The 23,976-nt window shown below is 65.1% G+C and carries 21 protein-coding genes and 3 tRNA genes; 8 read left to right on the plus strand and 16 right to left on the minus strand.

What is annotated here, in order from left to right:
- Nucleotides 1–28: 28 nt before the first annotated feature.
- The 3 genes from dnaG to FHW94_RS04775 form a co-directional block, all read right to left on the minus strand.
- Nucleotides 29–1,906, minus strand: a complete 1,878-nt coding sequence (gene dnaG, locus FHW94_RS04765; protein WP_168554578.1) for a DNA primase — start codon at nucleotides 1,904–1,906, stop codon at nucleotides 29–31.
- 114 nt (nucleotides 1,907–2,020) lie between these two features.
- Nucleotides 2,021–2,413, minus strand: a complete 393-nt coding sequence (locus tag FHW94_RS04770; protein WP_168554579.1) for a DUF559 domain-containing protein — start codon at nucleotides 2,411–2,413, stop codon at nucleotides 2,021–2,023.
- Nucleotides 2,414–2,556: 143 nt separating this feature from the next.
- Nucleotides 2,557–3,009, minus strand: coding sequence for a GatB/YqeY domain-containing protein (locus tag FHW94_RS04775; protein WP_168554580.1), 453 nt, complete (start codon nucleotides 3,007–3,009; stop codon nucleotides 2,557–2,559).
- Between the two features lie 160 nt (nucleotides 3,010–3,169).
- On the opposite strand from FHW94_RS04775, the gene carA reads away from it, so the two are divergent.
- From carA to greA, 3 genes are all read left to right on the plus strand, one after another.
- On the plus strand, nucleotides 3,170–4,345 hold the full coding sequence (gene carA, locus FHW94_RS04780) for a glutamine-hydrolyzing carbamoyl-phosphate synthase small subunit (protein WP_168554581.1): 1,176 nt from the start codon (nucleotides 3,170–3,172) through the stop codon (nucleotides 4,343–4,345).
- Between the two features lie 76 nt (nucleotides 4,346–4,421).
- Complete coding sequence (carB, locus tag FHW94_RS04785) at nucleotides 4,422–7,736, plus strand: carbamoyl-phosphate synthase large subunit (RefSeq protein ID WP_168554582.1); 3,315 nt, start codon at nucleotides 4,422–4,424, stop codon at nucleotides 7,734–7,736.
- Between the two features lie 119 nt (nucleotides 7,737–7,855).
- Nucleotides 7,856–8,332: a transcription elongation factor GreA gene (greA, locus tag FHW94_RS04790; RefSeq protein WP_168554583.1), complete on the plus strand. Its 477-nt coding sequence runs from the start codon at nucleotides 7,856–7,858 to the stop codon at nucleotides 8,330–8,332.
- Between the two features lie 78 nt (nucleotides 8,333–8,410).
- On the opposite strand, the gene FHW94_RS04795 is transcribed toward greA, so the two are convergent.
- The 5 genes from FHW94_RS04795 to FHW94_RS04815 all read right to left on the minus strand — a co-directional run bounded on the left by FHW94_RS04795 (nucleotide 8,411) and on the right by FHW94_RS04815 (nucleotide 10,720).
- The gene (locus FHW94_RS04795) at nucleotides 8,411–8,632 is read right to left on the minus strand and encodes a DUF4170 domain-containing protein (protein WP_168554584.1); all 222 of its coding nucleotides are present in this window, start codon (nucleotides 8,630–8,632) and stop codon (nucleotides 8,411–8,413) included.
- A 130-nt stretch (nucleotides 8,633–8,762) separates the two neighbouring features.
- Nucleotides 8,763–9,326 (minus strand): hypothetical protein, encoded by a 564-nt coding sequence (locus FHW94_RS04800; protein ID WP_168554585.1) that lies wholly within the window; start codon nucleotides 9,324–9,326, stop codon nucleotides 8,763–8,765.
- Complete coding sequence (locus FHW94_RS04805; protein ID WP_168554586.1) at nucleotides 9,323–9,685, minus strand: hypothetical protein; 363 nt, start codon at nucleotides 9,683–9,685, stop codon at nucleotides 9,323–9,325. Before FHW94_RS04805 ends, FHW94_RS04800 begins: the two co-directional genes overlap by 4 nt.
- Complete coding sequence (locus FHW94_RS04810) at nucleotides 9,682–10,104, minus strand: phage holin family protein (RefSeq protein WP_168554587.1); 423 nt, start codon at nucleotides 10,102–10,104, stop codon at nucleotides 9,682–9,684. Before FHW94_RS04810 ends, FHW94_RS04805 begins: the two co-directional genes overlap by 4 nt.
- On the minus strand, nucleotides 10,097–10,720 hold the full coding sequence (locus FHW94_RS04815; RefSeq protein ID WP_246865883.1) for a hypothetical protein: 624 nt from the start codon (nucleotides 10,718–10,720) through the stop codon (nucleotides 10,097–10,099). Before FHW94_RS04815 ends, FHW94_RS04810 begins: the two co-directional genes overlap by 8 nt.
- Nucleotides 10,721–10,996: 276 nt before the next feature.
- Here FHW94_RS04815 and eno point away from each other — a divergent pair, with 276 nt between their 5' ends.
- Entirely contained in the window at nucleotides 10,997–12,280 is a 1,284-nt protein-coding gene (gene eno, locus FHW94_RS04820; RefSeq protein ID WP_168554588.1) for a phosphopyruvate hydratase, read from the plus strand.
- A gap of 127 nt (nucleotides 12,281–12,407) precedes the next feature.
- Here the strand turns inward: eno and ribH are convergent, their stop codons facing one another.
- The 3 genes from ribH to FHW94_RS04835 are packed head-to-tail and all read right to left on the minus strand — an operon-like array spanning nucleotide 12,408 to nucleotide 14,710.
- Nucleotides 12,408–12,830: a 6,7-dimethyl-8-ribityllumazine synthase gene (gene ribH / locus FHW94_RS04825; RefSeq protein ID WP_168554589.1), complete on the minus strand. Its 423-nt coding sequence runs from the start codon at nucleotides 12,828–12,830 to the stop codon at nucleotides 12,408–12,410.
- Between the two features lie 5 nt (nucleotides 12,831–12,835).
- The gene (gene ribB / locus FHW94_RS04830) at nucleotides 12,836–14,101 is read right to left on the minus strand and encodes a 3,4-dihydroxy-2-butanone-4-phosphate synthase (protein WP_168554590.1); all 1,266 of its coding nucleotides are present in this window, start codon (nucleotides 14,099–14,101) and stop codon (nucleotides 12,836–12,838) included.
- A 45-nt stretch (nucleotides 14,102–14,146) separates the two neighbouring features.
- On the minus strand, nucleotides 14,147–14,710 hold the full coding sequence (locus tag FHW94_RS04835; protein ID WP_168554591.1) for a homogentisate 1,2-dioxygenase: 564 nt from the start codon (nucleotides 14,708–14,710) through the stop codon (nucleotides 14,147–14,149).
- Nucleotides 14,711–14,903: 193 nt separating this feature from the next.
- On the opposite strand from FHW94_RS04835, the gene FHW94_RS04840 reads away from it, so the two are divergent.
- The 4 genes from FHW94_RS04840 to adhP all read left to right on the plus strand — a co-directional run bounded on the left by FHW94_RS04840 (nucleotide 14,904) and on the right by adhP (nucleotide 20,311).
- Nucleotides 14,904–15,539 (plus strand): flavin reductase family protein, encoded by a 636-nt coding sequence (locus FHW94_RS04840; protein ID WP_168554592.1) that lies wholly within the window; start codon nucleotides 14,904–14,906, stop codon nucleotides 15,537–15,539.
- Between the two features lie 189 nt (nucleotides 15,540–15,728).
- Nucleotides 15,729–18,233, plus strand: coding sequence for a TonB-dependent receptor (locus FHW94_RS04845; RefSeq protein WP_168554593.1), 2,505 nt, complete (start codon nucleotides 15,729–15,731; stop codon nucleotides 18,231–18,233).
- Nucleotides 18,234–18,328: 95 nt separating this feature from the next.
- The gene (locus FHW94_RS04850) at nucleotides 18,329–19,189 is read left to right on the plus strand and encodes a pirin family protein (protein ID WP_168554594.1); all 861 of its coding nucleotides are present in this window, start codon (nucleotides 18,329–18,331) and stop codon (nucleotides 19,187–19,189) included.
- Between the two features lie 96 nt (nucleotides 19,190–19,285).
- Nucleotides 19,286–20,311, plus strand: coding sequence for an alcohol dehydrogenase AdhP (gene adhP, locus FHW94_RS04855; RefSeq protein ID WP_168554595.1), 1,026 nt, complete (start codon nucleotides 19,286–19,288; stop codon nucleotides 20,309–20,311).
- A gap of 40 nt (nucleotides 20,312–20,351) precedes the next feature.
- On the opposite strand, the gene FHW94_RS04860 is transcribed toward adhP, so the two are convergent.
- The 5 genes from FHW94_RS04860 to mrdA all read right to left on the minus strand — a co-directional run bounded on the left by FHW94_RS04860 (nucleotide 20,352) and on the right by mrdA (nucleotide 23,975).
- Nucleotides 20,352–20,427: transfer RNA gene (locus tag FHW94_RS04860), tRNA-Lys, on the minus strand.
- A 44-nt stretch (nucleotides 20,428–20,471) separates the two neighbouring features.
- Nucleotides 20,472–20,547, minus strand: a tRNA-Lys gene (locus tag FHW94_RS04865).
- A 48-nt stretch (nucleotides 20,548–20,595) separates the two neighbouring features.
- Nucleotides 20,596–20,671: transfer RNA gene (locus FHW94_RS04870), tRNA-Lys, on the minus strand.
- Between the two features lie 104 nt (nucleotides 20,672–20,775).
- Entirely contained in the window at nucleotides 20,776–21,891 is a 1,116-nt protein-coding gene (gene rodA / locus FHW94_RS04875; RefSeq protein ID WP_168555473.1) for a rod shape-determining protein RodA, read from the minus strand.
- A 5-nt stretch (nucleotides 21,892–21,896) separates the two neighbouring features.
- Nucleotides 21,897–23,975 carry a penicillin-binding protein 2 gene (mrdA, locus tag FHW94_RS04880; RefSeq protein ID WP_168554596.1) on the minus strand — a complete coding sequence of 693 codons (2,079 nt, stop codon included), beginning with the start codon at nucleotides 23,973–23,975 and terminating at the stop codon, nucleotides 21,897–21,899.
- Nucleotide 23,976 lies beyond the last annotated feature (1 nt).

Raw genomic sequence — 23,976 nt, forward strand, 5'->3', positions numbered from 1 at the left:
CCGGTCTCGGGCGATCCCTATCTACCTATTATAACGATGCACGAGTGCGACCCATTTGCCCCAACCGGGCCAGCAATGCCAGCCTTCGTTGCAGCAATCGTTGCTGTTCGGCAAAGCTATCCTCGGAAAAATCGCTTTCCAGGCGCTCTGTCGCGTGCGCCAGCGCCGATTCCACCGCCGGAAGATCCACGATCAGCTCGATTGCCTCGGCCAGTTCGTCAAGCGCGGTTGCGCTCGTTTCGGACAAGAAGCCGAATCGCAGCCCATCGTAATCGTCTGCCTGTGGCACCCGTAGCTGCCGCTCCAGCAATATGGGGCGCAAGGCGGCGCTTTCAAGCGGGGCGCCCGATTCGGCAAAGGCCAGCAAAGTATCGAGCAGTGCCGCCATGCCGGGATTGGCCGGATGGATGCGGGCCAGCGCCTCGCCATGGCCGGCCAGCGCGGCGGGATGGACCACCAGCCCGGCCAGCACGGCGGCCAGCAGGGCGTCGCCCGATCCCACTTTCTGTTGCAGGCGGCTGACCGCCTCGGCGGGCAGGGGCGGGGGCGCGGGCTTCCACGGGCCACCTCGGCGCTGCTGCCCGCCCTGGAAGCTGCCGCCGCTGGCCTGGCGCGGGGTAAACGCCGGCCGCTCGCGCCGGGCAAAGGCCAGTTCGCCAAACCGGTCGAGCAATTCGCGGCGATAGAGCGCCTTGATGTCGGGGTGCTGGATCGTTTCGCAATGGGCCAGCAGGCGCGCTTTCAGGCCGGCCTTGTCCTCCGGCGTGGCGAGCGGCAGGGCGTCGCGCTCGCCCTGCCATAGCACCTCGACCAGGCTGCGCGCCGTGCCCAGCAGATCAAGCATGGCCTCGCGCCCGCGCTTCTTGACCACGTCGTCGGGGTCCATGCCATCGGGCAGGGTCACGATGCGCAGGGAATGGCCGGGGCGCAGCAAGGGCAGGGCGCGCGTCACCGCTTTCATCGCCGCGCGCTGCCCGGCGGCGTCCCCGTCAAAACACAAGGTGGGGCATTCGGTCACACGCCACAGCCGCTCGATCTGGTGCTCGGTCAGCGCGGTGCCCAGCGGGGCCACCGCCTCGGCAATGCCGGCGGCGGCCAGGGCCACCACGTCCATATAGCCTTCGACCACCACGATCCGCGCGGCACTGCGTGCGGCGGGCGCGGCGCGGTGCAGGTTGTAAAGCGTGCGGCCCTTGTCGAACAGCGGCGTATCGGGCGAATTGAGATACTTGGGCGCGTCGGTCTTGTCGGCGGCCAGGATGCGCCCGCCGAACGCGATGATCCGCCCGCGCTGGTCGGCAATCGGCAGCATCAGCCGGCCGCGAAAGCGGTCGTACGGCGCCTTGCCGTCCACCACGATCTGGAGGCCCGCCTCGATCAGCATCTCTTCGGGAAACTGCGAGAGCGCCTCTTTCAGGGCGGTGCGGCTATCGGGCGCATAACCAAAGCCGAATTCGCGCGCCACGCGCTCGGGAAACCCGCGCGAGGCAAGATAGGCGCGCGCCTGTTCCGCGCCCGGCGCCTTGAGGCTGGCCGCAAAGAAATCCTGCGCGGCTTGCATCACGTCGTGCAACGATTTGGCCGCCTGCGCGCGCTGCGCCGCCTGGCGGTCCATCTCGGGCATGTCCATGCCCGCCTGCGCCGCCAGTTCCTTGACCGCCTCGATGAACGGCAGGCCCTGGTGATCGGTCATCCAGCGGATGACATCGCCATGCGCACCACAGCCAAAGCAGTGGTAGAAGCCCTTTTCGTCGTTGATCGTGAAGCTGGGCGTCTTCTCGTTGTGGAACGGGCAACACGCCTTGAACTCGCGCCCCGCCTTCTGCACGCGGATCGACCGCCCGATCACGCTCGACAGCGAAATCCGGTTGCGCAGTTCATCCAGCCATTGCGGGGTCAGGCTCATGGCTTGGAATAGACCCTCCCCCAGCCCCTCCCGCAAGCGGGAGGGGAGTTAACAGGGAGAACGCCAAAAGCTCCCCTCCCGCTCGCGGGAGGGGTTGGGGGAGGGCATGTTGCCTCAAAGTTCACCAGCAACGCCCAATTCCTTCAATACCCGGGCCAACTCGAGAACAACTCCGTCCAAATTGCTCATCACGTCGCCATTCCAGAACCGCACTACACGCCAGCCTTGGCTTTCGAGAAACGCGGTGCGCTGCCGGTCGTAATCCTCAGACTGCGCATGCGGCGCGCCGTCGATCTCGATCACCAGCCGATGTGTGCGCGAGGCAAAGTCGGTGATGTACGGTCCCACCGGAAACTGCCGGTTGAACCGCACGCCCAGCACCTGCCGGCTGCGCAACGCTTGCCACAGGCGGCGCTCCGGTTCGGTAGGGTTGTTTCGCAACTGGCGGGTGCGGGCGGTGGGGCGCTGGTCGCCCTTGTCGTTCGCGCGCTGCCAGGCTGTATCCATAGCGTATAACATGCCCTCCCCCAGCCCCTCCCGCAAGCGGGAGGGGAGATTTAAGGGAGCCCCTTCCGCAAGCGGACGGGGAGCCTATTAACGCTGCAAATCCCCTCCCGCTGGCGGGAGGGGTTAGGGGAGGGAATGTTAACTTAGGCCAACGCCGCCTTCACCAGCCCGCTTGCCTTGCTCATGTCGATCTGGGTGCCGTGGCGCGCTTTCAGTTCGCCCACCACGCGGCCCATGTCCTTCATGCCGGTGGCGCCGAGTTCGTCCTTGATGGCGAGAATCGCAGCTTTCACGTCTTCTTCCGACATCTGCGCCGGCAGGAAATCCTCGATCACGGCCAGTTCGGCCTTTTCCACGTCGGCCAGTTCCTGGCGGCCGCCCTGCTCGAACAGGGCAATCGATTCGCGGCGCTGCTTGACCATCTTCTGCAGCACGTCGATCACGATGGCATCGTCTTCGGGCACCACCGTGGCGGTGCGCAGTTCGATGTCCTTGTCCTTGAGCTTGGCCAGGATCAGGCGGACGGCCGCCAGGCGCCCCTTGTCTCCAGCTTTCATGGCAGCCACTTGCGCAGCCTTGATCGTGTCGCGGATCATGTCTCTCGATTCCTGTGGGTGGATGCCGCGCCGATGGCGGCAAAGGATTCCTCCTAGGACAAACTTTCTTGAACCGCTAGGTTGACGCTGCGGCCTTAGGGGCGTAGCGGCCGGGCCTTAGCAACATCGCCAGAACCCCTGCCAACGGAGCGCCCCCATAATGGCCGACCCCGCCCTTTCGCTTGCGTCCCAACCAGAAGGATCGACGGGTGTTCTCGTCCTTGCCGACGGTTCGGTCGCCTGGGGCCGAGGATTTGGCGCCGTGGGCGAAGCCGTGGGCGAAGTGTGCTTCAACACCGCGATGACCGGCTACCAGGAAGTGATGACCGATCCGAGCTATGCCTCGCAGATCGTCACCTTCACGTTCCCGCACATCGGCAACGTCGGCACCAATCCCGAAGACATGGAAAGCCACGGCGTGCCCGGCGCCGTGGGCTGCGTGGTGCGCGAAGACGTGACTGCGCCGGCCAACTTCCGCGCCCAGGGCACGTTCCAGCAGTGGATGGAGCGCCAGGGCCGCATCGGCCTGGCCGGGATCGACACCCGTGCGCTCACGCGCCGCATCCGTGTGGGCGGCGCCCCCAACGCCGTGATCGCGCACAACCCCGAAGGCAAGTTCGACCTCGAAGCGCTGCTCGACAAGGCGCGCGCCTGGCAGGGCCTGGAAGGGCTGGACCTGGCCCGCGTGGTCAGCCGCGAGGCGCAGGAAGAATGGCAGGGTTCGGTCTGGCACCTGGGGCAGGGCTATACCCGCCCCGAAGGCACCGGCCGCCCGCATGTGGTCGCCATGGATTTCGGCGCCAAGGACAATATCTTCCGCAACCTGGTCAAGGCCGGGGCAGACGTGACCGTGGTGCCCGCGCAGACCGGGTTTGACGCGATCATGGCCTTGCAGCCCGCCGGCGTGTTCCTCTCCAACGGCCCTGGCGATCCGGCCGCGACCGGCGCCTATGCGGTGCCGGTGATCCAGAAGCTGCTGGCGGCCGACGTGCCGATCTTCGGCATTTGCCTGGGCCACCAGATGCTCGGCCTTGCCGCCGGCGCGCGCACCACCAAGATGAACCAGGGCCATCGCGGCGCCAACCATCCGGTGAAGCGCAACGAAGATGGCGTCGTCGAAATCACTTCGATGAACCATGGCTTTGCCGTGGACAACGCGCCGGGTTCGCTGCCCGAGAACGTCATCGAAACCCATGTCTCGCTGTTCGACGGTTCCAACTGCGGGATCGCGATTGCCGGCAAGAAGGCCTTCGGCGTGCAATACCACCCCGAAGCCTCGCCCGGCCCACAGGACAGCTTCTATCTGTTTGAAAAGTTCGTGAGCATGCTGGGCTGACTGCCCGCAACCGCTTCACGAACCCATCCGCCGTGCCCGGCACGGCCGACGCAAGAACAAAGACAAAGGCCCTCCCATGCCCAAGCGCACTGACATCTCCTCGATCCTGATCATCGGCGCCGGGCCGATCGTCATCGGCCAGGCTTGCGAGTTCGACTATTCGGGCACGCAGGCGGTCAAGGCGCTCAAGGAAGAGGGCTATCGCATCATCCTGGTCAATTCCAACCCGGCCACGATCATGACCGACCCGGAAATGGCCGACGCCACTTATGTGGAGCCGATCACCCCCGAAGTGGTCGCCAAGATCATTGCCAAGGAACGGCCCGATGCGGTGCTGCCCACGATGGGCGGGCAGACCGCGCTCAACACCGCGCTGGCGCTGGCGCAGGATGGCACGCTGGAAAAGTATGGCGTGACGATGATCGGCGCCAATGCCGAAGCCATCGACAAGGCCGAAGACCGCCAGAAGTTCCGCGACGCGATGGACAAGATCGGGCTGGAATCGGCCCGCTCGGGTGTGGCGCATACGGTGGAAGAAGCACTGGCCGTGCTCGAAACCACTGGCCTGCCTTCGATCATCCGTCCCAGCTTTACCCTGGGCGGCACCGGCGGCGGCATCGCCTATAACAAGGACGAATTCATCAAGATCGTCCGCGGCGGGTTGGAAGCATCGCCCACCACCGAAGTCCTGATCGAGGAATCGCTCCTCGGCTGGAAGGAATACGAGATGGAAGTCGTCCGTGACCGGAACGACAATGCCATCATCATCTGCTCGATTGAAAACGTCGATCCCATGGGCGTGCACACCGGCGATTCGATCACCGTCGCGCCCGCACTGACGCTGACCGACAAGGAATACCAGATCATGCGCAATGCATCGATCGCGGTCCTGCGGGAAATCGGCGTGGAAACCGGCGGTTCTAACGTGCAGTTCGCGGTCAACCCCAAGGATGGGCGCCTGATCGTGATCGAGATGAACCCGCGCGTCTCGCGCTCCTCGGCGCTGGCGTCCAAGGCCACCGGCTTCCCGATCGCTAAGGTCGCGGCCAAGCTGGCCGTGGGCTATACGCTCGACGAGATCGTCAACGACATCACCGGCGCCACGCCGGCGAGCTTCGAGCCGACGATCGATTACGTCGTCACCAAGATCCCGCGCTTCGCCTTTGAAAAGTTCAAGGGCTCCGAACCGCTTCTGTCCACCGCGATGAAGTCGGTCGGCGAAGTCATGGCGATCGGCCGCAACCTGAAAGAGTCGCTGCAAAAGGCGCTGCGTGGCCTGGAAACCGGCCTCGACGGCTTCAACCGCTACGATGCACTCGAAGGCGCCACGCGCGACGAGATCAACGCCGCCTTGAGCCGCGCCACGCCCGAGCGCCTGCTCGTGGTGGGCCAGGCCTTCCGCGAAGGCTTCAGCGTGGAAGACGTCCACGCCGTGACCAAGTACGAACCCTGGTTCCTGCGCCACATCGCCGAAATCATCGCCGAGGAAGAGGCGGTGATCCAGCATGGCCTGCCCGTGACCGCACAGGGCATGCGCCGGTTGAAGGGCATGGGCTTTTCCGACAAGCGCCTGGCCAAGCTGGCCGTGCGTTCGGCGGGCCTTGTCGGCAGCGCCAACCACGCGCGTTCGGGCCTGGTCCACGATGTGGTTTCGGCGATCGCCGGCGCTACCAGCGAGGCCGAAGTGCGCAAGCTGCGCCACAAGCTGGGCGTGCGCCCGGTGTTCAAGCGCATCGACAGCTGCGCGGCGGAATTCGAAGCCGTCACGCCCTATATGTATTCCACCTATGAAGGCGGCCTGTTCGGCGAGCCGGAAAACGAAGCAGCGCCGAGCGATCGCCGCAAGATCGTGATCCTGGGTGGCGGGCCCAACCGTATCGGCCAGGGTATCGAGTTCGATTACTGCTGCTGCCACGCCTGCTTCGCGCTGGAAGAGGCCGGGTTCGAGACCATCATGGTCAACTGCAACCCGGAAACCGTCTCCACTGACTACGACACCTCGGACCGCCTCTATTTCGAACCGCTGACCGCCGAGGACGTGCTCGAGATCCTGGATGTCGAGCGTGAGAACGGTGAACTGGTCGGCGTGATCGTGCAGTTCGGCGGGCAAACCCCGCTCAAGCTGGCCCAGGCGCTCGAAGACGCCGGCATTCCGATCCTGGGTACCTCGCCTGACGCGATCGACCTGGCCGAAGACCGCGAACGCTTTGCCGCCCTGGTCGAGCAGCTCGGCCTGCGCCAGCCGGCCAACGGCATTGCCCGCAGCCGCGACGAAGCCATCGCGGTCGCCACCCGCATCGGCTATCCCGTGCTGATCCGCCCCAGCTATGTGCTGGGCGGCCGCGCCATGGAAATCGTCGACAGCCAGGCCCAGCTTGAGGACTACATTGCCACGGCGGTGCAGGTTTCGGGGGACAGCCCCGTGCTGATCGACCAGTACCTGCGTGACGCGATCGAGTGCGACGTGGATGCCCTGGCCGATGGTGAAACGGTGCGCGTGGCCGGTGTGCTCCAGCATATCGAGGAAGCCGGCATTCACTCGGGCGACAGCGCCTGCACCCTGCCGCCTTACAACCTGCCGGCCGAAATTGTGGCCGAAATGGAACGCCAGGCCGTCTTGCTGGCCCATGCGCTCAAGGTGCGCGGGCTGATGAACATCCAGTTCGCGGTGCAGGAAGGCGAAGTCTTCCTCATCGAGGTGAACCCGCGCGCCAGCCGCACGGTGCCTTTCGTGGCCAAGGCGGTGGGCCAGCCTGTGGCCAAGTATGCCGCGCGCGTGATGGCGGGCGAGCGCCTCGCCGATCTGCCCGAAATCCGCCGCGACATCGACTATATGGCGGTGAAGGAAGCGGTGTTCCCGTTTGCCCGTTTCCCCGGCGTCGATCCGGTGCTTTCGCCCGAAATGAAGTCCACCGGCGAAGTCATGGGCATCGACAGCAGCTTTGCCGTTGCTTTTGCCAAGGCGCAGCTTGGTGCCGGCACGCGCCTGCCGCAGGGCGGCACGCTGTTCGTTTCGGTCAAGGACACCGATAAGCCGGTTGTGCTGCCGGGCGTGCGCAAGCTGGCCGCGCTGGGGTTCAAGATCGTGGCGACGGGCGGTACGGCGCGTTACCTGGCGGAACAGGGCGTGGCCGTGGAGCAGGTCAACAAGGTGGCCGAAGGCCGCCCGCACATCGTCGACCGCATTATCGATGGCGAGATCGCCCTTATTTTCAACACGACCGAAGGCTGGCAAAGCCACAAGGACTCCGCTTCGATCCGCGCTTCGGCCCTGAACGGCAAGGTTCCCTACTTTACCACGGCGACCGCTTCGGTGGCCGCGGCCGAAGCGATCGAGGCCTTGCGCAGTGCCGAACTTGAAGTGAAGTCGCTGCAAGACTATTATCGTTGATCGTCCAAGGGTTCCCCTCCCACAGCGGTTAAATGCGGCCGGGCTGGTTTTCAGCCCGGCGGGGGAACGGTTTTCCCTTGAACCGATTGGGCCAGGGAATTGAAAGAGAAGGATTACGGATGGCCAGTGTAGAAAAGCTGCCGATGCTCCAGGAAGGCTATGAAAAGCTGACCGCAGAGCTCAAGCTGCTGCGCGAGGAGCGTCCCAAGATCGTCGACGCCATCGAGGAAGCACGCGCCCACGGCGATCTTTCCGAAAATGCCGAATATCACGCCGCCAAGGAACGCCAGGGCCAGGTGGAAGCGACGATCGCGGATCTCGAAGACAAGATCAGCCGTGCGCACATCATCGATCCCACCACCCTTTCGGGTGATCGCATCGTGTTCGGCGCCACGGTCACGCTGCTCGACGATGATGAAAAGCCGGTGCGCTACCAGATCGTTGGCCAGGCCGAGGCCGACGCCAAGCGCGGCCGCATCAGCTACAACTCGCCGCTGGGCCGCGCGCTGATCGGCCGCAAGGTGGACGAAGAGATCGAAGTGACCGTCCCTTCGGGCGACAAGTTCTATCTCGTGCAGAAGATCGAGTTCATCTGAGCCCGACCTTTCAAGCATCATCAAAAAGCCCCCGGAAACCAGTGTTTCCGGGGGCTTTTTGTTGTGCCTTGCGGCCGGTCAGGCTTCGCTCTGCGCCGGATCGAGCAGCTTGTGGAGGTGCACCACCACATAGCGCATTTCGGCGTCGTCAACCGTACGCTGCGCAGCCGAGCGCCACGCTTCTTCAGCGGCGGCATAATCGGCATAGACGCCAACGAGGTCGATGGCCTTGAGGTCGACAAAATCGAGGGTCTGCGGGTCTTTCACCCGGCCGCCCATCACGAGGTGGAGTTTCTGCATTGTGGCCCTTCCCTGGGAGGATGCGCCACAGCCGATGGCAAACTGCGCGCCTTTGCGCAAGGCCCGTGCACATGGCTGCATTTGCAACCTGCGCACGGGCGTTTGCGCAAAATGGGCGTCAGGCCTGTGTTCAGCGCTTGAACCGCGCGGCGAGCTCGCTTGCCTTGGCCAAGGCGGCATCGGCTGCTTCGCGCACCACGTGGCCGGCAACATCGGCCAGGTCGCCGGCTTTCTTGCGCGCCTCGCCAGCGCCATCGGCCAGTTTGCCACCGGCATCGCTGCCGATATCTTCCAGCTTGTGCACGCTGTCACGGCCAGCTTCGGCCGCCTTGGCGGCATAGGCCATAGCCACTTCGGCAGCGAGCGTCGCCAGTGCGCCCGCTTTCTTGCTGAGGCCGGCTGCTGCCTGTTCCGCCGGACCGGCGAAATCGGCGAAGTTGCGGCTGGGCGGCGCCTTGCGGCTGCGCCCCGCCAGCTTGCCGACGACGAGGCCGAGGGCGATCCCGCCGGCAAGCGCTGCCAGCGGGTGTTGTTCCACCACTTGGCGCACGGTGGAGCCGACATCGGCTGCCTTGGCGCGTGCCTGGGCCAGGCGGTCGGTGGTGTTGGCGCCGGCGTTGTCTTGAACCGGCTGCTCGGCCTCGGCCGGCGTGGCCAGGGCGAGGTCGGGCGTCTGCTTGGTTTCTTCGCTCACCATAATCCTCCAGATTTGCGCCCCCGATGTATATTCGCCCAGCTGCGTCGTGCCGGTTGGCCAAACCATCCGGCGGGCCGTTTGCGCCACAGCCATTGGGCCAGCGTGGCCAAGGGCGCGCGCAAGGTCCATCCGGCCAGCAGCACCAGCGTGGTGATGAGGGCAGGGGCCGTGTCGCGCACCACGGTGCCCGCGCCGTCGATCGCCTCGACCATTTCGTCGATCAGCCGCTCACGCAGGCGCAATCCAAGCGGACGGGCCGTCAGGTCGTCTTTCAACCCAACCAGTTGCGCGCGCATGTCCTGCCAGGCTTGCGCGCGGGCCTGGGCCGTGGCGAGCAGGGTGTCTTCGGCGCTCATGCCTCGCTCTCCTGGCCGGCGTTTTCCTGCACTGCGGCGACCACGGCCTCTTCGGCCTTGGTCGGTTTGCCCAGCACGGTGTCGCGCGCATCGCGGAATGCACGGACCGCCGCGCGGAAGCACAGCGCGCTAAGCAGCGCGAGGCCCAGGCCCACCACTGCCAGCGCGCCCCATGGCGTCAGCAGCGGGGCCAGCGCAATCAACAGCCCCACCACCAATGCCACCAAGGTCAGTCCGCCGAACGCGCCGGCCAAGGCCAGATAGAGGGCAACATGCTTGCCCCTGCTCCAGCCAAAGCCCACGCGCGCCTTTTGATAGGCCAGTTCCGCGCCCAACAGGGTTTCGCCCTGGCGCAGGAGCGCTTCGAGTCGCGCGGCCAGCGGCGTGGCCTCAGCTTCGGCACCGCTGCTGTCAGGCATCCTTGCTGTCGCCGCCGCGGAACAGGCGCGCCAGCACGAAGCCGGTGACGGCAGCAATGCCCAGCGCGGTGGCCGGGCTTTGGCGCACGAACGTCTTCACGTCTTCGCCCAGTTCGGCAAAGTCCTTGGACGCCAGCTTGTCGGCGGTTTCTTCCACGCTCTTGGCGGCGGTGCGGGCATAATCGCCGTACTTCACGCCCAGCTTCTCGTCGATCGCCTCGGCCGAGCTGCCGATGGCCTTGGCAACGGTAGCAAGCGCTTCGCTCGCCTTGGCCTTGCCATCGTGTGCCAGGTCGGCGCCCTTGTCCTTGGCCTGCGCGGCCAGGGCCTTGGCTTCGTCGGTCCACTGCGCTGCGGTGTCGCTCGCCTTGTCCTTGTAGGCCTGGCCCTTTTCCACGGCTTCGGCCTTCAGGGTTTCGGCGCTGGTGCGCGCGTCTTCCACGGCCTGGGCAAAGCGAGTCTTGGCCTTTTCGGCCAGATCGCGCGCGGCTTGGGCAAGATCGCCCGCCTTCACTTCGGCGGCGTCGGCCGCCTTGGTCCCGGCATCCACCAGATCGGTGCCGGCATCCTTGATGGCGGCCTTCGTTTCGTTGGTTTCAGGTGCGGTGTCGGCCATGAGAATCCCTTTCTCTTTCGACAAATTCGTATGCCACAATCGTATGCCCTGGTCGGGCAGGCGCTTGGGCGGCGTTCAGGTGTTGCACTGCGGCATTATTTGCCGCTCTACGCCATCTTGCAAGCCAACGCCGCTTGCTTGCCAAGGTTCCACCCGATAGGAGCCCGGCAGGCCGGTGAAGTCCAGAGAAACTTGCCCTGGAAACTTGCACCGTCGTTCGCTGCTGGAAGCGGGCTCAAAGGGAGCCTGCCACCGAAAGCCAAGGGGAAGCCGATCATGACCGCGATCATCGATATTCACGCCCGCGAAATCCTCGACAGCCGGGGCAATCCCACCGTCGAAGTCGACGTTCTCCTTGACGATGGCTCGTTCGGTCGCGCCGCCGTTCCTTCGGGCGCCTCCACCGGCGCACACGAAGCGGTGGAACTGCGCGATGGCGACAAGAGCCGCTATCTGGGCAAGGGCGTGACCAAGGCGGTGGACGCCGTCAACGACGAAATCAGCGAAGTGCTGCTCGGCCTCGACGCCGAAGACCAGCGCGACATCGACCTGGCGATGATCGAGCTGGATGGTACCGAAAACAAGAGCCGCATCGGCGCCAACGCCATTCTCGGCACTTCGCTCGCCGTGGCCAAGGCCGCGGCCGACGCGCGCGGCCTGCCGCTCTATTCCTATGTCGGTGGGGTTTCGGCCCATGTCCTGCCGGTGCCGATGATGAACATCATCAACGGCGGCGAACATGCCGACAATCCGATCGATTTCCAGGAATTCATGATCATGCCGGTGGGCGCGCCCACCCTCGCCGAAGCGGTGCGCTGGGGCGCGGAAGTGTTCCACACCCTCAAGAAGGGCCTGCACGAAAAGGGCCTGGCCACGGCCGTTGGCGATGAAGGCGGCTTTGCCCCCAACCTTGCCAGCACGCGCGACGCGCTCGATTTCGTGATGGCCTCGATCGAAAAGGCCGGGTTCAAGCCGGGCGAGGACATGGTCCTGGCGCTCGACTGCGCCTCCACCGAATTCTTCCGTGGCGGCAAGTATGAAATCAGCGGCGAAGGCCTTTCGCTCAGCCCCGATGCCATGGCCGACTATCTCGCCGCGCTGTGCGATGCCTATCCGATCCTCTCGATCGAAGACGGCATGGCCGAAGACGATTTCGAGGGCTGGGCTGCGCTCACCGCCAAGGTCGGCAAGCGCGTGCAGCTGGTGGGTGACGACCTGTTCGTGACCAACCCCAAGCGCCTGCAGATGGGCATCGGCAAGGGCCTGGCGAATTCGCTGCTGGTCAAGGTCAACCAGATCGGCACGCTGACCGAAACGCTCGAAGCCGTCAGCATTGCGCAGCGCGCCGGCTATACCGCCGTGATGAGCCATCGTTCGGGTGAAACCGAAGATGCCACCATTGCCGATCTCGCGGTTGCCACCAACTGCGGCCAGATCAAGACCGGCTCGCTTGCCCGTTCGGACCGGCTTGCCAAGTACAACCAGCTCATCCGCATCGAGGAAGAGCTGGGCCAGGCCGCGCATTATGCCGGCCGGGGCGCGTTCGGCCGCTTGGCCTGAACCCAAAACAAAACCCTCTCCCCGGCGGGGAGAGGGTTGGTGAGGGAGTGTTGGGATGTTCGCTTGGTAACATTCCATCCCCCGACCCCTCCCGCAAGCGGGAGGGGAGAAGGTTAGGGGTGACGGCTCAGTTGCCCCACTTCTGCTTCAGGTCATAGAGCGCGATCGCCGCCTTGGCCGCTTCGCCACCCTTGTCCTTTTGCGCCGGATCGGCGCGGACCAGGGCTTGGCTCTCGTTTTCCACCGTCAGGATGCCGTTGCCGATCGGCAGGCCATCCATGGTCAGCGCCATGATTCCGCGCGCGCTTTCGCCGGCCACGATCTCGAAATGATAGGTCTCCCCCCGGATCACCACGCCGATGGCAACATAGCCGTCATAGCTGCCGTCCTGGTCGGCCAGTGCGATGGCGGCCGGGATTTCCAGCGCGCCGGGCACGGTGACCACGTCCGCCTTGTGGCCGGCGGCCTTGATCGCGGCGCGGGCCCCGGCAATCAGCTTGTCGTTGAGGTGCTCGTAAAAGCGGGCTTCGACGATGAGGAACTTGGCCAAGCAACTTACTCCGAAAGAATGGGGCGTTCGCCCACGATATTGAGGCCATAGCCTTCGATGGCGACCAGGGTGTGATGGGAATTGGTCAGCAGCACCATGTCGTGAATGCCCAGGTCCGCCAGGATCTGCGCCCCGATGCCATAGACGCGCAAGTCCACGTCCTGCCCCGGCGCGGCGCCGCGCACCGGGTCGCTATCGGCGTTGGGGAACAACAGCACGATCACGCCGGCGCCTTCGCGGCCGATTTCGGCCATGGCGCGCTGCAAGGTGCGCTTGCGCGGGCCGGCGCGGCCCAGCAGGTCGTCAAAGGCGGAAAAGGAATGGACGCGCACCAGGGTGGGGCGGCCAGGCACGACATGGCCCTTTTGCAGGACCAGGCTTTCGGTGCCGTCCACCTTGTTGCGATAGGTCAGCACGCGCCAGTCGCCGCCATAATCCGACGTGAAGGGCACGTCCGCCGCTTTCTGGACGAGATGATCGTGCCGGCGGCGATATTCGATCAGGTCGCGAATCGTGCCGATCTTGAGGCCATGGCGCCGGGCAAATGGAACGAGATCGTCCATTCTGGCCATGGTGCCGTCGTCCTTCATGATCTCGCAGATCACGCCCGAGGGGTTGAGGCCGGCCAGGCGCGAAATGTCCACCGCCGCTTCGGTATGGCCGGTGCGCACCAGCACGCCGCCATCGCGCGCGATCAGGGGAAAGACGTGGCCGGGCGTGACGATGTCGCCACGTCCCTTGGTCGGGTCGATCGCCACGGTCACGGTGCGGGCGCGGTCGTGCGCGGAAATGCCGGTGCTGACGCCCTCGCGCGCCTCGATCGAGACGGTGAAGGCGGTTTCGTGGCGGGTGCCGTTGGCCCGGCTCATCAATTCCAGGCCCAGTTCCTCCACGCGCTGGCGGGTCAGCGTCAGGCAGATCAGCCCGCGCCCGTGGGTGGCCATGAAATTGATCGCATCGGGCGTGACCATCTGGCCGGGGATGACCAGGTCGCCCTCGTTTTCGCGGTCCTCGTCATCCACCAGGATGAACATCCGGCCGTTGCGCGCTTCCTCGATGATTTCCTCGATCGGCACGATCGCGGGGCTGTCATCGCCTTCGGTCAGCACGCGCTCCAGCTTGGCCAGGGTGTCGGCGGTGGGGTTCCAGCCGGGCGAGGTGCATTCGCGCAAGGTGTTGGCGTGAAGGCCGGCGGCGCGGGCGAGTCCGGCGCGCGACATGCCCCCGTCGGTAACGAGCTTGCGGACGCGTTCGATCAGGTCGTTTGACATGCGCCGGCATTGTCACATTGAAATGTGATACGCAAGAGGTCAAAATCACATTTGCATGTTGTCCGCCTGGGGAACGACCAGGACAGTGAGCGATGGCGTCGCGCTGGCGGCCACCTGCAACACATAGTCTCCGGGCTGCAAGGCAAAGTCCACGATCTTGCGGATGCCGCTGCAGTCGGGCCCATGGCCGTGGCCGGTGGCGGGCAATGTTGCGCCATTGGCCACCAGATCGATCCAGGCCGGGGCACCCAGCGCCACGCGATAAGTGCCCGCGGCTGTCACATGCACGCCGACCATGCCGCCAAAACTGCCTGCGCCGCCTGGCTTTGCCGGGGGCGAGACATAGTGAACCTCGGCCGTGGGATGCAGCGCCAGGTTTTCTGCCTCACCCGGCGCGATCTGGGTCATGGCAAGGCCGGGCTTGTCCGGGGCGCTGGTCAACGCGGTGGCGTTGGGCCAGGCGGAAAAGGCCGGCGGCAGCGGGGCCGGCGTAGCGGGGCAGGCGGGGCTGGCGCCGGGCGGCGTGGCGGGCTGGGCGTGGCCCGCCATGGGGAACGCCGGTACGGCGAGCACGCCGATGGCCAGTTGGCACAGAAAATGGCGGGGCATGCGCATCGGGTTTCCTTTCATCCTGGCCGGGCTGGCCATGCCGGGCGGGGGCCATGAGAATCACGGCCAGGGCATGCAACCTGCTGGACGATAACCAACAATTGGCCGATGGCTATCCCAAAGCCGGGCCCTGTTCTGGCGGAGCACGCTTGCCGACGTTCCCCAGGCGGCCCGGTGACCATGGAGACACGCGATGGAATTCGATTTTTCGGTGGTCCCGGCGGGCGACCGCTATAAGCTCATGAGCGCCTCGATCACGCCGCGCCCGATCGCCTGGGTCACCAGCAGTTCGGCCGCCGGAGTGGCCAACGCCGCGCCGTTCAGCTTTTTCAACATGGTGGCGGCCGATCCGCCACTGGTGGCCATCGGCTTTTTGCGCCAGGCGGATGGGCGGCACAAGGATACCCCGGCCAACATTCTGGAAACGAAGGAATTCGTTGTAAACCTGGTGTCCGAAGCCGATGCCCCGGCCATGAATTTCACCTGCATTGACGCCCCACCTGAATTCGACGAGGCGGCCCACGCCGGCCTGGCACTGGCGCGTTCAAGCGTGGTGGCCCCTGATCGCATCGCCACCGCGCCGGTTTCGATGGAATGCCGCCTCTACCAGGCGATCGAGGCGGGGCAGAGCACGATCGTGCTGGGCGAAGTGGTGCGTTTTCACATCCATGATCGTTTCATCGACGCGGAAAAGCTGCATGTCGATACCATGGCCATGGGCCTGGTGGCGCGCATGCACGGGGCAGGTTGGTACAGCCGCAGCGACACCTCGTTCCAATTGCTGCGGCCGCGCTATGCCGATTGGCTGGCGGCGCAAAATGACCGCTGATTGACGGAATTCGTGCGAAATCGTTGCAATGCGGCATTCGTTTCGCCGCATTGCCACATCTTGCCAATGTAGTTTCATGTGTATCTTTGATAAACAAAAATATCAATATAAAACAACGGTATATACCGAATAACTGTAGCAAATCCGGCATATTTGCGCCTTATCCGATCGCGGTTTCAAGGAGGCAATATGACCCATCAAAAATACCGTCTGGCGGGCTACGCCAGCGCAGCCGCGCTTGCCCTGGCGGGTTTGGCCGCAGCCACGCCCGTGCTGGCCCAGTCCACCGGCACGCTCGATTTCGGCAACCAGATCGTGGTGACCGCCACGGGCCAGAAGGGCATTGCCGGGGTGGCCAATCCCGACACCACCAAGGCTTCGGCGATCCTCACCCAGGCCTGGATCGAGCGGCAGACGCCGGGCCAGTCGATCAACGACACGATCAACTATCTGCCCGGCGTGAGTTTCCAGAACAACGATCCCTATGGCGGCAGCGGCGGCACGCTGATGATCCGCGGCTTTGACGCAACGCGCATTTCCGAAACCATCGACGGCGTCACGCTCAATGACGATGGCAACTATGCGCTCTATTCGGGCGAACTGCTCGATTCCGAAGTGATCGACCAGGTTTCGGTGAACCTGGGCACCACCGACGTGGACAGCCCCACGTCTTCGGCTTCGGGTTCGAGCATCAACATCCGTTCGCACCGCCCGACCGAGGATTTCCATCTCAAGGCTTCGGGCGCGCTGGGCACCGACAACTATTACCGTGTGATGGGCATGGTGGACAGCGGCGCGATCGGGCCGGCCGGCACGCGCCTCTATGGCGAATACAGCCGCTCGCACAACGATTCGCCGTTCAACAACTATGGCAAGGTGCGCCGCGAACAGGCCAATGGCGGTATCTACCAGCCGCTTGGCAACAACGGCGATTTCCTGTCGCTGACCGGCACGTATGTGGGGACGGAAAACAACTTCTCGGGTTCGGTGCCGCTTTCGAACGTGGCGCTGACCAGCGACACCGGCACCGGCTTCACCTATTTCCCCACCAGCTTCAAGAACGCCTATTACAAGTACAGCCCGTGCATCACGGCCAGCGCCAATGCCGGGGTGGCCGATGCGGCCAACACCTGCGGCTCTGCCTATGACTACCGCGTCAATCCGGCGCAGCTGTTCAACTTGCGCGGCAGCGCGCGGCTGACGCTGGCACCGGGCCTGGTGTGGACGATCGATCCCAGCTTCCAATGGACCAAGGCCAATGGCGGCGGCACGGTCGTGGCCTCGGAAGGCACGTCGAGCGGGATGACCGGCTACATCAACGGCACATACTACCTGGGCAAGGACCTCAACGGCGATGGCGACACGCTGGACAAGGTGCGCCTGCTGGCCCCCAGCCAGACCGTGACCCATCGCATCGCGCTGACCACTTCGATGCGCTACGATCTTGACGATCACCAGGCCGTGCGCCTGGCCTATGCCTTCGCTCGCTCGGTCATCGCGCAGACGGGCGAATTGGGCACGCTGAACAGCGACGGTTCGCCCACGCTGATCTCGCCGGTCAACGATCCGCTGACCGACGCGGCCGGCAACGTGGTGGAAAAGCGCGACACGCGCTCGATCGCGCTGCTCAACCAGGTTTCGGCCGAATATCGCGGCACGTTCCTGGACAATCGCCTGAAAGTGAACGCTGGCCTGCGCGCGCCGTTCATGCACCGTGACCTGACCAACTATTGCTTCACCCGCAATTCCAGCGGCAGCGTGACCTGCGCGTTCGGGGATTCGGCCACGACATATGCCGCCTCGATCACCACGAGCCCCTATTACGGCGCGCCGCAGCGCCGCACCTATAACTACAGCGCCGTGCTGCCCAGCCTGGGGGTGACCTATGACCTGCCCGCGGCCGGGCAGATCTTCTTCAATTACTCCAAGGGCATGTCCGTTCCGCAGACGACCTCGCTCTATCAGTCGTTCTATTTCGCCAATGGCAGCGACGCGGGGCTGGTGAACCCGGAAAAGACCGACAACTTCGACCTGGGCTTCCGCCGCACCAGCGGTCCGCTCCAGGCGCAGGCCGATCTGTGGTATACCCACTTCACCAATCGCCTGGGCACGGCCTACCAGCCTGATGCGCAGACCACGATCTATACCAACCTTGGCACGGTGGACCGCTATGGCATCGATGCCAACCTGTCCTACCGCTTCAGCAGCCATGTGAGTGGCTATGTCTTCGGGTCCTGGCTGCATTCGCGGATCAAGGACAACGTGACCTCGTCCACCGGCGATCTGGCCACGGCGGGCAAGTTCGAATCCGCCGTTCCGATCACCACGTTCGGCGCGCGGCTTTCGGGCAATTTCCAGCCGTTCACGCTGGGTGCGCAGGTCAAGCGCACGGGCCCGCGCTATGTCAACGACCAGAACACGCCCTATTACCTGGCTGGCACCACCACGGTGGCCTATGGCGCCAAGACGCCGTCGTACACCGTGGTCGATCTCGACGCCCGCGTGGCGCTGGGCGCGGTGGGCCTGAACGACAAGTCGTACCTGCAGCTCAACGTGACCAACCTGTTCAACCAGTATTACGTCGGCGGGTTCTCGGGCACCTACAACAACCAGATCAGCTATTCGGGCAGCTATACCAATGCCCAGATCGGCGCGCCGCGCGCGGCGATCGCCACGCTGGTGCTGGCCTACTAAGCGACAACTTGCGTGCATCGATGGGGCGGCGGTTCGCAAAGGGCCGCCGCCCTTTTTTTCGCGCATTTGCCCTTGGCTTGCGCCTATCATGCGGCATGAGCACGATTTCCTGCGCGATTCATCGCCTTCATCCCGCCCATCGCGATGATATCGGAGACCTGGTCACGCGCCGGCCGTTGCCGGGGCCCGATCTTGATCACCTGGGTGCGTTCCTGTTTCTCAACCACCACGGGCCGCAGGTCTATCCTGCGCCAAACCGGGGACTGCCGTTCGGCCCGCATCCGCATCGCGGGTTCGAGACCGTCACGTTCATTCTCGACGGCGAACTGACCCACCGCGATACCGGCGGCCACGAGAGCACGATCTACGCCGGGGGCGTGCAATGGATGACGGCCGGCAGCGGCCTGATCCACGCCGAAATCTCGTCCGAGGCGTTCAAGCAGGCCGGTGGCCGCCTCGAAATCCTGCAATTGTGGGTGAACCTGCCGGCGCGGCTCAAGATGACGGCGCCGCGCTATACCGGGGTGCAGGCCGATGCCGTGCCGGTGCTGGTGGAGGACGAGGGTCGCGTGCATGTGCACCTGGTGGCCGGATCGCGCGGCGGCGCAACCGGGCCGGTCGATTCGCTGACCAGGGTGTTCATGAGCTTTGCCCACATGGCCCCGGGCGGCACCCTGGTCATCGACGGTTTGGGCGGGCGCGACGTGTTTCTCTATATCGTGCGCGGCGCGGTCACCATTGGTGGGCAGGTGGCCCCGGCGTTTCACCTGGCGGAGCTGGTGCCCGGCGAGCGGCTGGAACTGGTGGCGCAGGAGGACAGCGTGATCCTGCTGGGTCATGCCGAGCCGATTGCCGAACCGATCGTGGCGCACGGACCCTTCGTGATGAACAGCGTGGCGGAAATTCACCAGGCCTATGCCGATTTCCGCGCTGGTGCGTTTGGTACCATGGGCTGAAATGCAGCACAGAACCGCCGATCGTTGATCGAGGCCAAAGCCTGTAGCGACGGGCAATGTCATTCTTCATGCAATTGGCAAAAAAGGAGAATGGCAATGGCCGAGATGATGAAGGCCGCCGTGGTGCATGGCTTTGGGCAGCCGCTGGTGATCGAAGACGTGCCCGTGCCCACCCCGGGGCCGGGGCAAGTGCTGGTGAAGATCGCCACGTGCGGGGTGTGCCACACCGATCTGCACGCCGCGCATGGCGATTGGCCGGTCAAGCCGGTGCCGCCATTCATTCCCGGGCACGAGGGGGTGGGCCATGTCGTGGCCCTGGGGCCGGGCGTGACCGGCGTGAAAGAAGGCGACTGTGTGGGCGTGCCGTGGCTGCATTCGGCCTGCGGGCATTGCCCGCATTGCCTGGGCGGCTGGGAAACCCTGTGCCACGAGCAAGAGAACACAGGCTATTCGGTGAACGGCGGCTTTGCCGAATATGCCCTGGCCGAAGCCGCCTATCTGGGCCACGTGCCGCCCGGGCTGGACCTGGCCGAAGTGGCACCGATCCTGTGTGCCGGCGTGACGGTCTACAAGGGGTTGAAAGTCACCGATACCAAGCCGGGTGACTGGGTGGCGATTTCGGGCATCGGCGGCCTGGGGCACATGGCGGTGCAATATGCCAAGGCCATGGGGCGCAAGGTGATCGCGGTGGACGTCGACCCGGCCAAGCTGGAGCTGGCAACCAGCCTGGGCGCCGATCTGGTGGTCAACGCGCTGGAACACGATCCCGCCGTTTTCGTGCAGGACCATTGCGGCGGGGCGCAGGGCGTGCTGGTCACGGCGGTTTCGCGCAAGGCTTTCGAACAGGCACTGGGCATGGCGGCGCGCGGTGGCACGGTGGCGCTTAACGGCCTGCCGCCCGGCGATTTCCCGCTGTCGATCTTCGACACTGTGCTGAATGGGATCACCGTGCGTGGCTCGATCGTGGGGACGCGGCTCGACCTGATCGAGGCGCTGGATTTCGCCGCTGCGGGCAAAGTGCGCGCCACGGTGCAGACCGCGCGGCTGGACGAGATCAACGCGGTGTTTGCACGGATGGAGCAGGGCACGATCGAAGGGCGCGTGGTGCTCGACCTGCGCTGAAGGCCTTTGCCGGGCCGGTGCGTCTGCTGTCTGGAAAGGATGGTGGACGCACTAGGGCTCGAACCTAGGACCCGCTGATTAAGAGTCAGCTGCTCTACCAACTGAGCTATGCGTCCATGCCGGTGTGCGGCAGGCCGGTGGTGGGCACCGGAAAAAGGGATGGTGGACGCACTAGGGCTCGAACCTAGGACCCGCTGATTAAGAGTCAGCTGCTCTACCAACTGAGCTATGCGTCCACACCTGCGGTTTGCGCAGGCCGGTGTTGGTGCACCGGAAAAAAGGAGTGGTGGACGCACTAGGGCTCGAACCTAGGACCCGCTGATTAAGAGTCAGCTGCTCTACCAACTGAGCTATGCGTCCGGGTTCCCGAGCGACCGTCGCCGCCCGGGAGCGGCCCCAATAGCGTTTTCTCGCTCGCTGCCAAGCCCCAATTTCAACTTTTTTGGCAAAAGCCCTGTGGAGAATCAGGATAGGCCGGTGGCGCCCCGGCGGCTCCACCGATCGACCGCCATGATCGTGCCGATGCAGACCATGTTGGTCATCATCGACGAGCCGCCATGGCTCAGGAACGGCAGGGGAATGCCCACCACCGGCGCCAGGCCCATGACCATCATCATGTTGATGCAGGCATAGAAAAAGATCGTGGCGACCATGCCGGCGGCCAGCAGGCGGGAAAAGCGATCGGGCGCGCGCAGGGCAACCTTCAGCCCCCAGCGCAGCACCAGGCCGAACACCAGCAAGACGAACAGGCCGCCCAACATGCCCCATTCCTCGGCCATGGTGGCAAACACGAAGTCGGTGTGCGCCTCGGGCAGGTAGTCCAGGTGGCTTTGCGAGCCATGGCCAAAGCCCTTGCCGAAAAAGCCGCCAGAGCCGATCGCGATCTTGGACTGGGTGATGTGATAGCCCGCGCCCAGCGGATCGCTTTCCGGGTCCATGAACACCAGCACCCGCTTGCGCTGGTAGTCATGCAGGGCAAAGAAGAACGCGAGCGGGGCAATCACCGCGCCAGCGCCGCCCGCGCCCAGGAACCAGCGCAAGGGCAACCCGGCCAGGAACATCACGCAAACCGCGCCGAAACAGATCGCCAGCGCGGTGCCCAGGTCCGGCTGCAGCATCACGAACGCGGCGGGAAAACCCACCAGCAGCGCCGGCGGCGCCAGCGCGCGCCAGGTGCGCGTTTCGCCCGTGGGCAGCACGCTGTAGAACCAGGCGAGCACCAGCACGATGCCCGGCTTCATCAGTTCCGAGGGCTGCAGCGTCATGAAGCCCAGGTTGAGCCAGCGCTGGCTGCCCCCGCCGATGCCGCCGATCAGCTCCACCAGCACCAGCAGCACGCAGAGCGCGCCATAGGCCGGCAGGGCGGCGCGGCGGAACCAGTCCTGCGGGATGCGGGCCACCACCATGGCCATGGTCAGGAACACGAAGAAGCGCGCCACGTGCGTGGCCGCCCATGGCTGGAAATGCCCGCCGGCGGCCGAATAGAGCACTGCGCCGCCAAACAGCACCAGCATCAGCAGCGGCAGCAGAACGCCCCAGGGCTGGCGCGAGAGGGCAGCAGGGATATAGGCGCGGCGCATGGCGGTCACTGCCCCCCGTTGGCCGGCGTCGCCGGGCCACCGGCAGTGCCGGGCGAGGGCGAGGGCTGCGGCGTGGGCGCATCGGGTTCGGGGGCGGGGGGCGCGGCGTCGGTCTGCGCAGCGGACGGCTCGGGCGCGGGCTTGTTCTCGTCTTCCACCACTTTGCTCGCCTGCGCTTCGTCGGGCGCGCGCGGGGCGCTGGTGCCATATTGCGCGGCAAAGGCATTGTAGCGGGTGGCCATGCGCTGTTGCACGTTGCCGCCCCAGCCTTGCTCCAGTTCCTCCAGCGCGGCCATCGCCTTGGCCGGATCGAACAGGTAGGTCATCACGTCGCGCGCGATGGGATAGGCGCTGGGCGAACCGCCGCCATGCTCGATCGCGACGGCGCAGGCATAGCGCGGCTTGTCGAACGGGGCGAAGCAGATGAAGTGGCCATGGTCGCGCCGCTTCCATTCCACGTTCTTGCCGTTGCCGTGTTGCAGGCCCACGACCTGCGCAGTGCCGGTCTTCCCGGCCATCAGCACGTTTTCGATCGGAATGCGCGCCTTGCCCGCCGTGCCGCGCCCGTTGACCACTTCGTTCATCGCCGCGTGGATCAGGTCCAGATGGTCTTGGGCAAAGCCCATCGAGGGCGGCGGCGCGGCGTGCTTGTCAAGGATCAGGCGCGGGGTGAGTTGCAGGCCCGAGGCGATGCGCGACACCATGGTGGCCTGCTGGAGCGGGTTTACCAGCATATAGCCCTGGCCGATGGTGGCGTTCACCGTGTCATAGATCGCCCATTCCTTGTGGTATTTCCGCAGCTTCCACGCCGGATCGGGCACCGTGCCATAGGATTGCCCCGGATAGGGCATGGGGAATTCCTGGCCCAGGCCCAGGCGCCGCGCCATGGCGGCAATCTTGTCCATGCCGATCTGTTGGGCGAAGTGATAGAAATAGACGTCGCACGACTGGTAGATGCCCTTGAGCATGTCGGTCGAGCCGTGGCCGTGGTGGTTCCAGCAGTGGAACACGCGGTTGCCCACGCGCAGGCCGCCGGCGCAATTGACCGACGCCTTGGGATCGAGCCCGGCTTCAAGAAAGGCCATGGCCACCAGCGGCTTGACCGTGGAGCCGGGGGGATAGAGCCCGCGCAGCACCTTGTTGCGCAAGGGCACGTGATCGTCTTCCGACAGCATTTTCCATTCGATGCGGCCGATGCCGTCGGAAAAGCTGTTGGGATCGTAGCAAGGCATGGAAACCATCGCCAGCACGTCGCCCGTGGCGCAATCCATCACCACGACCGAGCCTGATTCCAGGCCGATGCGCCGCGCGGCATAGTCCTGCAGTCCGCCCAGGATGGTCAGCTGGATCGGCTGGCCGGGCACGTCCTCGCGCGTGCCCAGATCGCGCACCACGCGGCCCGAGGCGGTGGCTTCCACCCGCCGCGCGCCGGGCACGCCGCGCAGGCGCACTTCGAAATGCTTTTCGAGGCCATCCTTGCCGATCTTGAAGCCGGGCGTGATCAGCAGCGGGTTGCGCTCGCGCTCGTAATCCTCGGCGGAGGCGGGGCCGACATAGCCAACCAGGTGCCCCACCGATGGGCCCGTGGGGTAATAGCGCGAATAGCCGCGCTGCGGGATCACGCCGGGCATTTCGGGCAGGCGCACGCTGACCGCGGCGAACTTGTCCCAATCGAGCTTGGCCGCCACTTCCACCGGCTGGAACCCGCGCGCCTTGTCCAGCTTGTCCTTGATGTCGTTGATCTTGTCCGCCGTGAGGCCAAGCAGGCCCGACAGCTTGGACAAGGTATCGTCGGCATCGACCAGGCGATCGGGTATGACGTCCACCCGGAAATCGGCGCGGTTGGAGGCCAGCGCCGCGCCATTGCGATCGAGCACCCAGCCGCGGCGGGGCGGGATCAGCGACAGGTTGACGCGGTTGCTTTCCGATGCGGCCTTGTACTTCTCGTTCTCGAAGATCGAGAGATAGGCAAGGCGCGTGGCGAGCAGCGCGCCGACGCTGGCCTGGGCCATGCCCAAGACGAACGTGCGACGCTCGAAACGATTGGTCAGGATAGCCGAGGTGAGCGGCAACTTCTGCTTCACG

The sequence above is a fragment of the Novosphingobium sp. SG720 genome (genome assembly GCF_012275365.1).
Taxonomy (GTDB): Bacteria; Pseudomonadota; Alphaproteobacteria; order Sphingomonadales; family Sphingomonadaceae; genus Novosphingobium; species Novosphingobium rhizosphaerae.

Coding starts and splice junctions, on each gene's coding strand:
- dnaG (WP_168554578.1), bottom strand. CDS start 1,906: ATGAGCCTGACCCCGCAATGGCTGGATGAACTGCGCAACCGGATTTCG.
- FHW94_RS04815 (WP_246865883.1), bottom strand. CDS start 10,720: ATGGCCGACACCGCACCTGAAACCAACGAAACGAAGGCCGCCATCAAG.
- FHW94_RS04850 (WP_168554594.1), top strand. CDS start 18,329: ATGAGCACGATTTCCTGCGCGATTCATCGCCTTCATCCCGCCCATCGC.
- FHW94_RS04775 (WP_168554580.1), bottom strand. CDS start 3,009: ATGATCCGCGACACGATCAAGGCTGCGCAAGTGGCTGCCATGAAAGCT.
- FHW94_RS04845 (WP_168554593.1), top strand. CDS start 15,729: ATGACCCATCAAAAATACCGTCTGGCGGGCTACGCCAGCGCAGCCGCG.
- FHW94_RS04805 (WP_168554586.1), bottom strand. CDS start 9,685: ATGAGCGCCGAAGACACCCTGCTCGCCACGGCCCAGGCCCGCGCGCAA.
- eno (WP_168554588.1), top strand. CDS start 10,997: ATGACCGCGATCATCGATATTCACGCCCGCGAAATCCTCGACAGCCGG.
- carA (WP_168554581.1), top strand. CDS start 3,170: ATGGCCGACCCCGCCCTTTCGCTTGCGTCCCAACCAGAAGGATCGACG.
- adhP (WP_168554595.1), top strand. CDS start 19,286: ATGGCCGAGATGATGAAGGCCGCCGTGGTGCATGGCTTTGGGCAGCCG.
- FHW94_RS04795 (WP_168554584.1), bottom strand. CDS start 8,632: ATGCAGAAACTCCACCTCGTGATGGGCGGCCGGGTGAAAGACCCGCAG.
- greA (WP_168554583.1), top strand. CDS start 7,856: ATGGCCAGTGTAGAAAAGCTGCCGATGCTCCAGGAAGGCTATGAAAAG.
- FHW94_RS04835 (WP_168554591.1), bottom strand. CDS start 14,710: ATGCCCCGCCATTTTCTGTGCCAACTGGCCATCGGCGTGCTCGCCGTA.
- ribB (WP_168554590.1), bottom strand. CDS start 14,101: ATGTCAAACGACCTGATCGAACGCGTCCGCAAGCTCGTTACCGACGGG.
- FHW94_RS04840 (WP_168554592.1), top strand. CDS start 14,904: ATGGAATTCGATTTTTCGGTGGTCCCGGCGGGCGACCGCTATAAGCTC.
- FHW94_RS04810 (WP_168554587.1), bottom strand. CDS start 10,104: ATGCCTGACAGCAGCGGTGCCGAAGCTGAGGCCACGCCGCTGGCCGCG.
- carB (WP_168554582.1), top strand. CDS start 4,422: ATGCCCAAGCGCACTGACATCTCCTCGATCCTGATCATCGGCGCCGGG.
- rodA (WP_168555473.1), bottom strand. CDS start 21,891: ATGCGCCGCGCCTATATCCCTGCTGCCCTCTCGCGCCAGCCCTGGGGC.
- FHW94_RS04770 (WP_168554579.1), bottom strand. CDS start 2,413: ATGGATACAGCCTGGCAGCGCGCGAACGACAAGGGCGACCAGCGCCCC.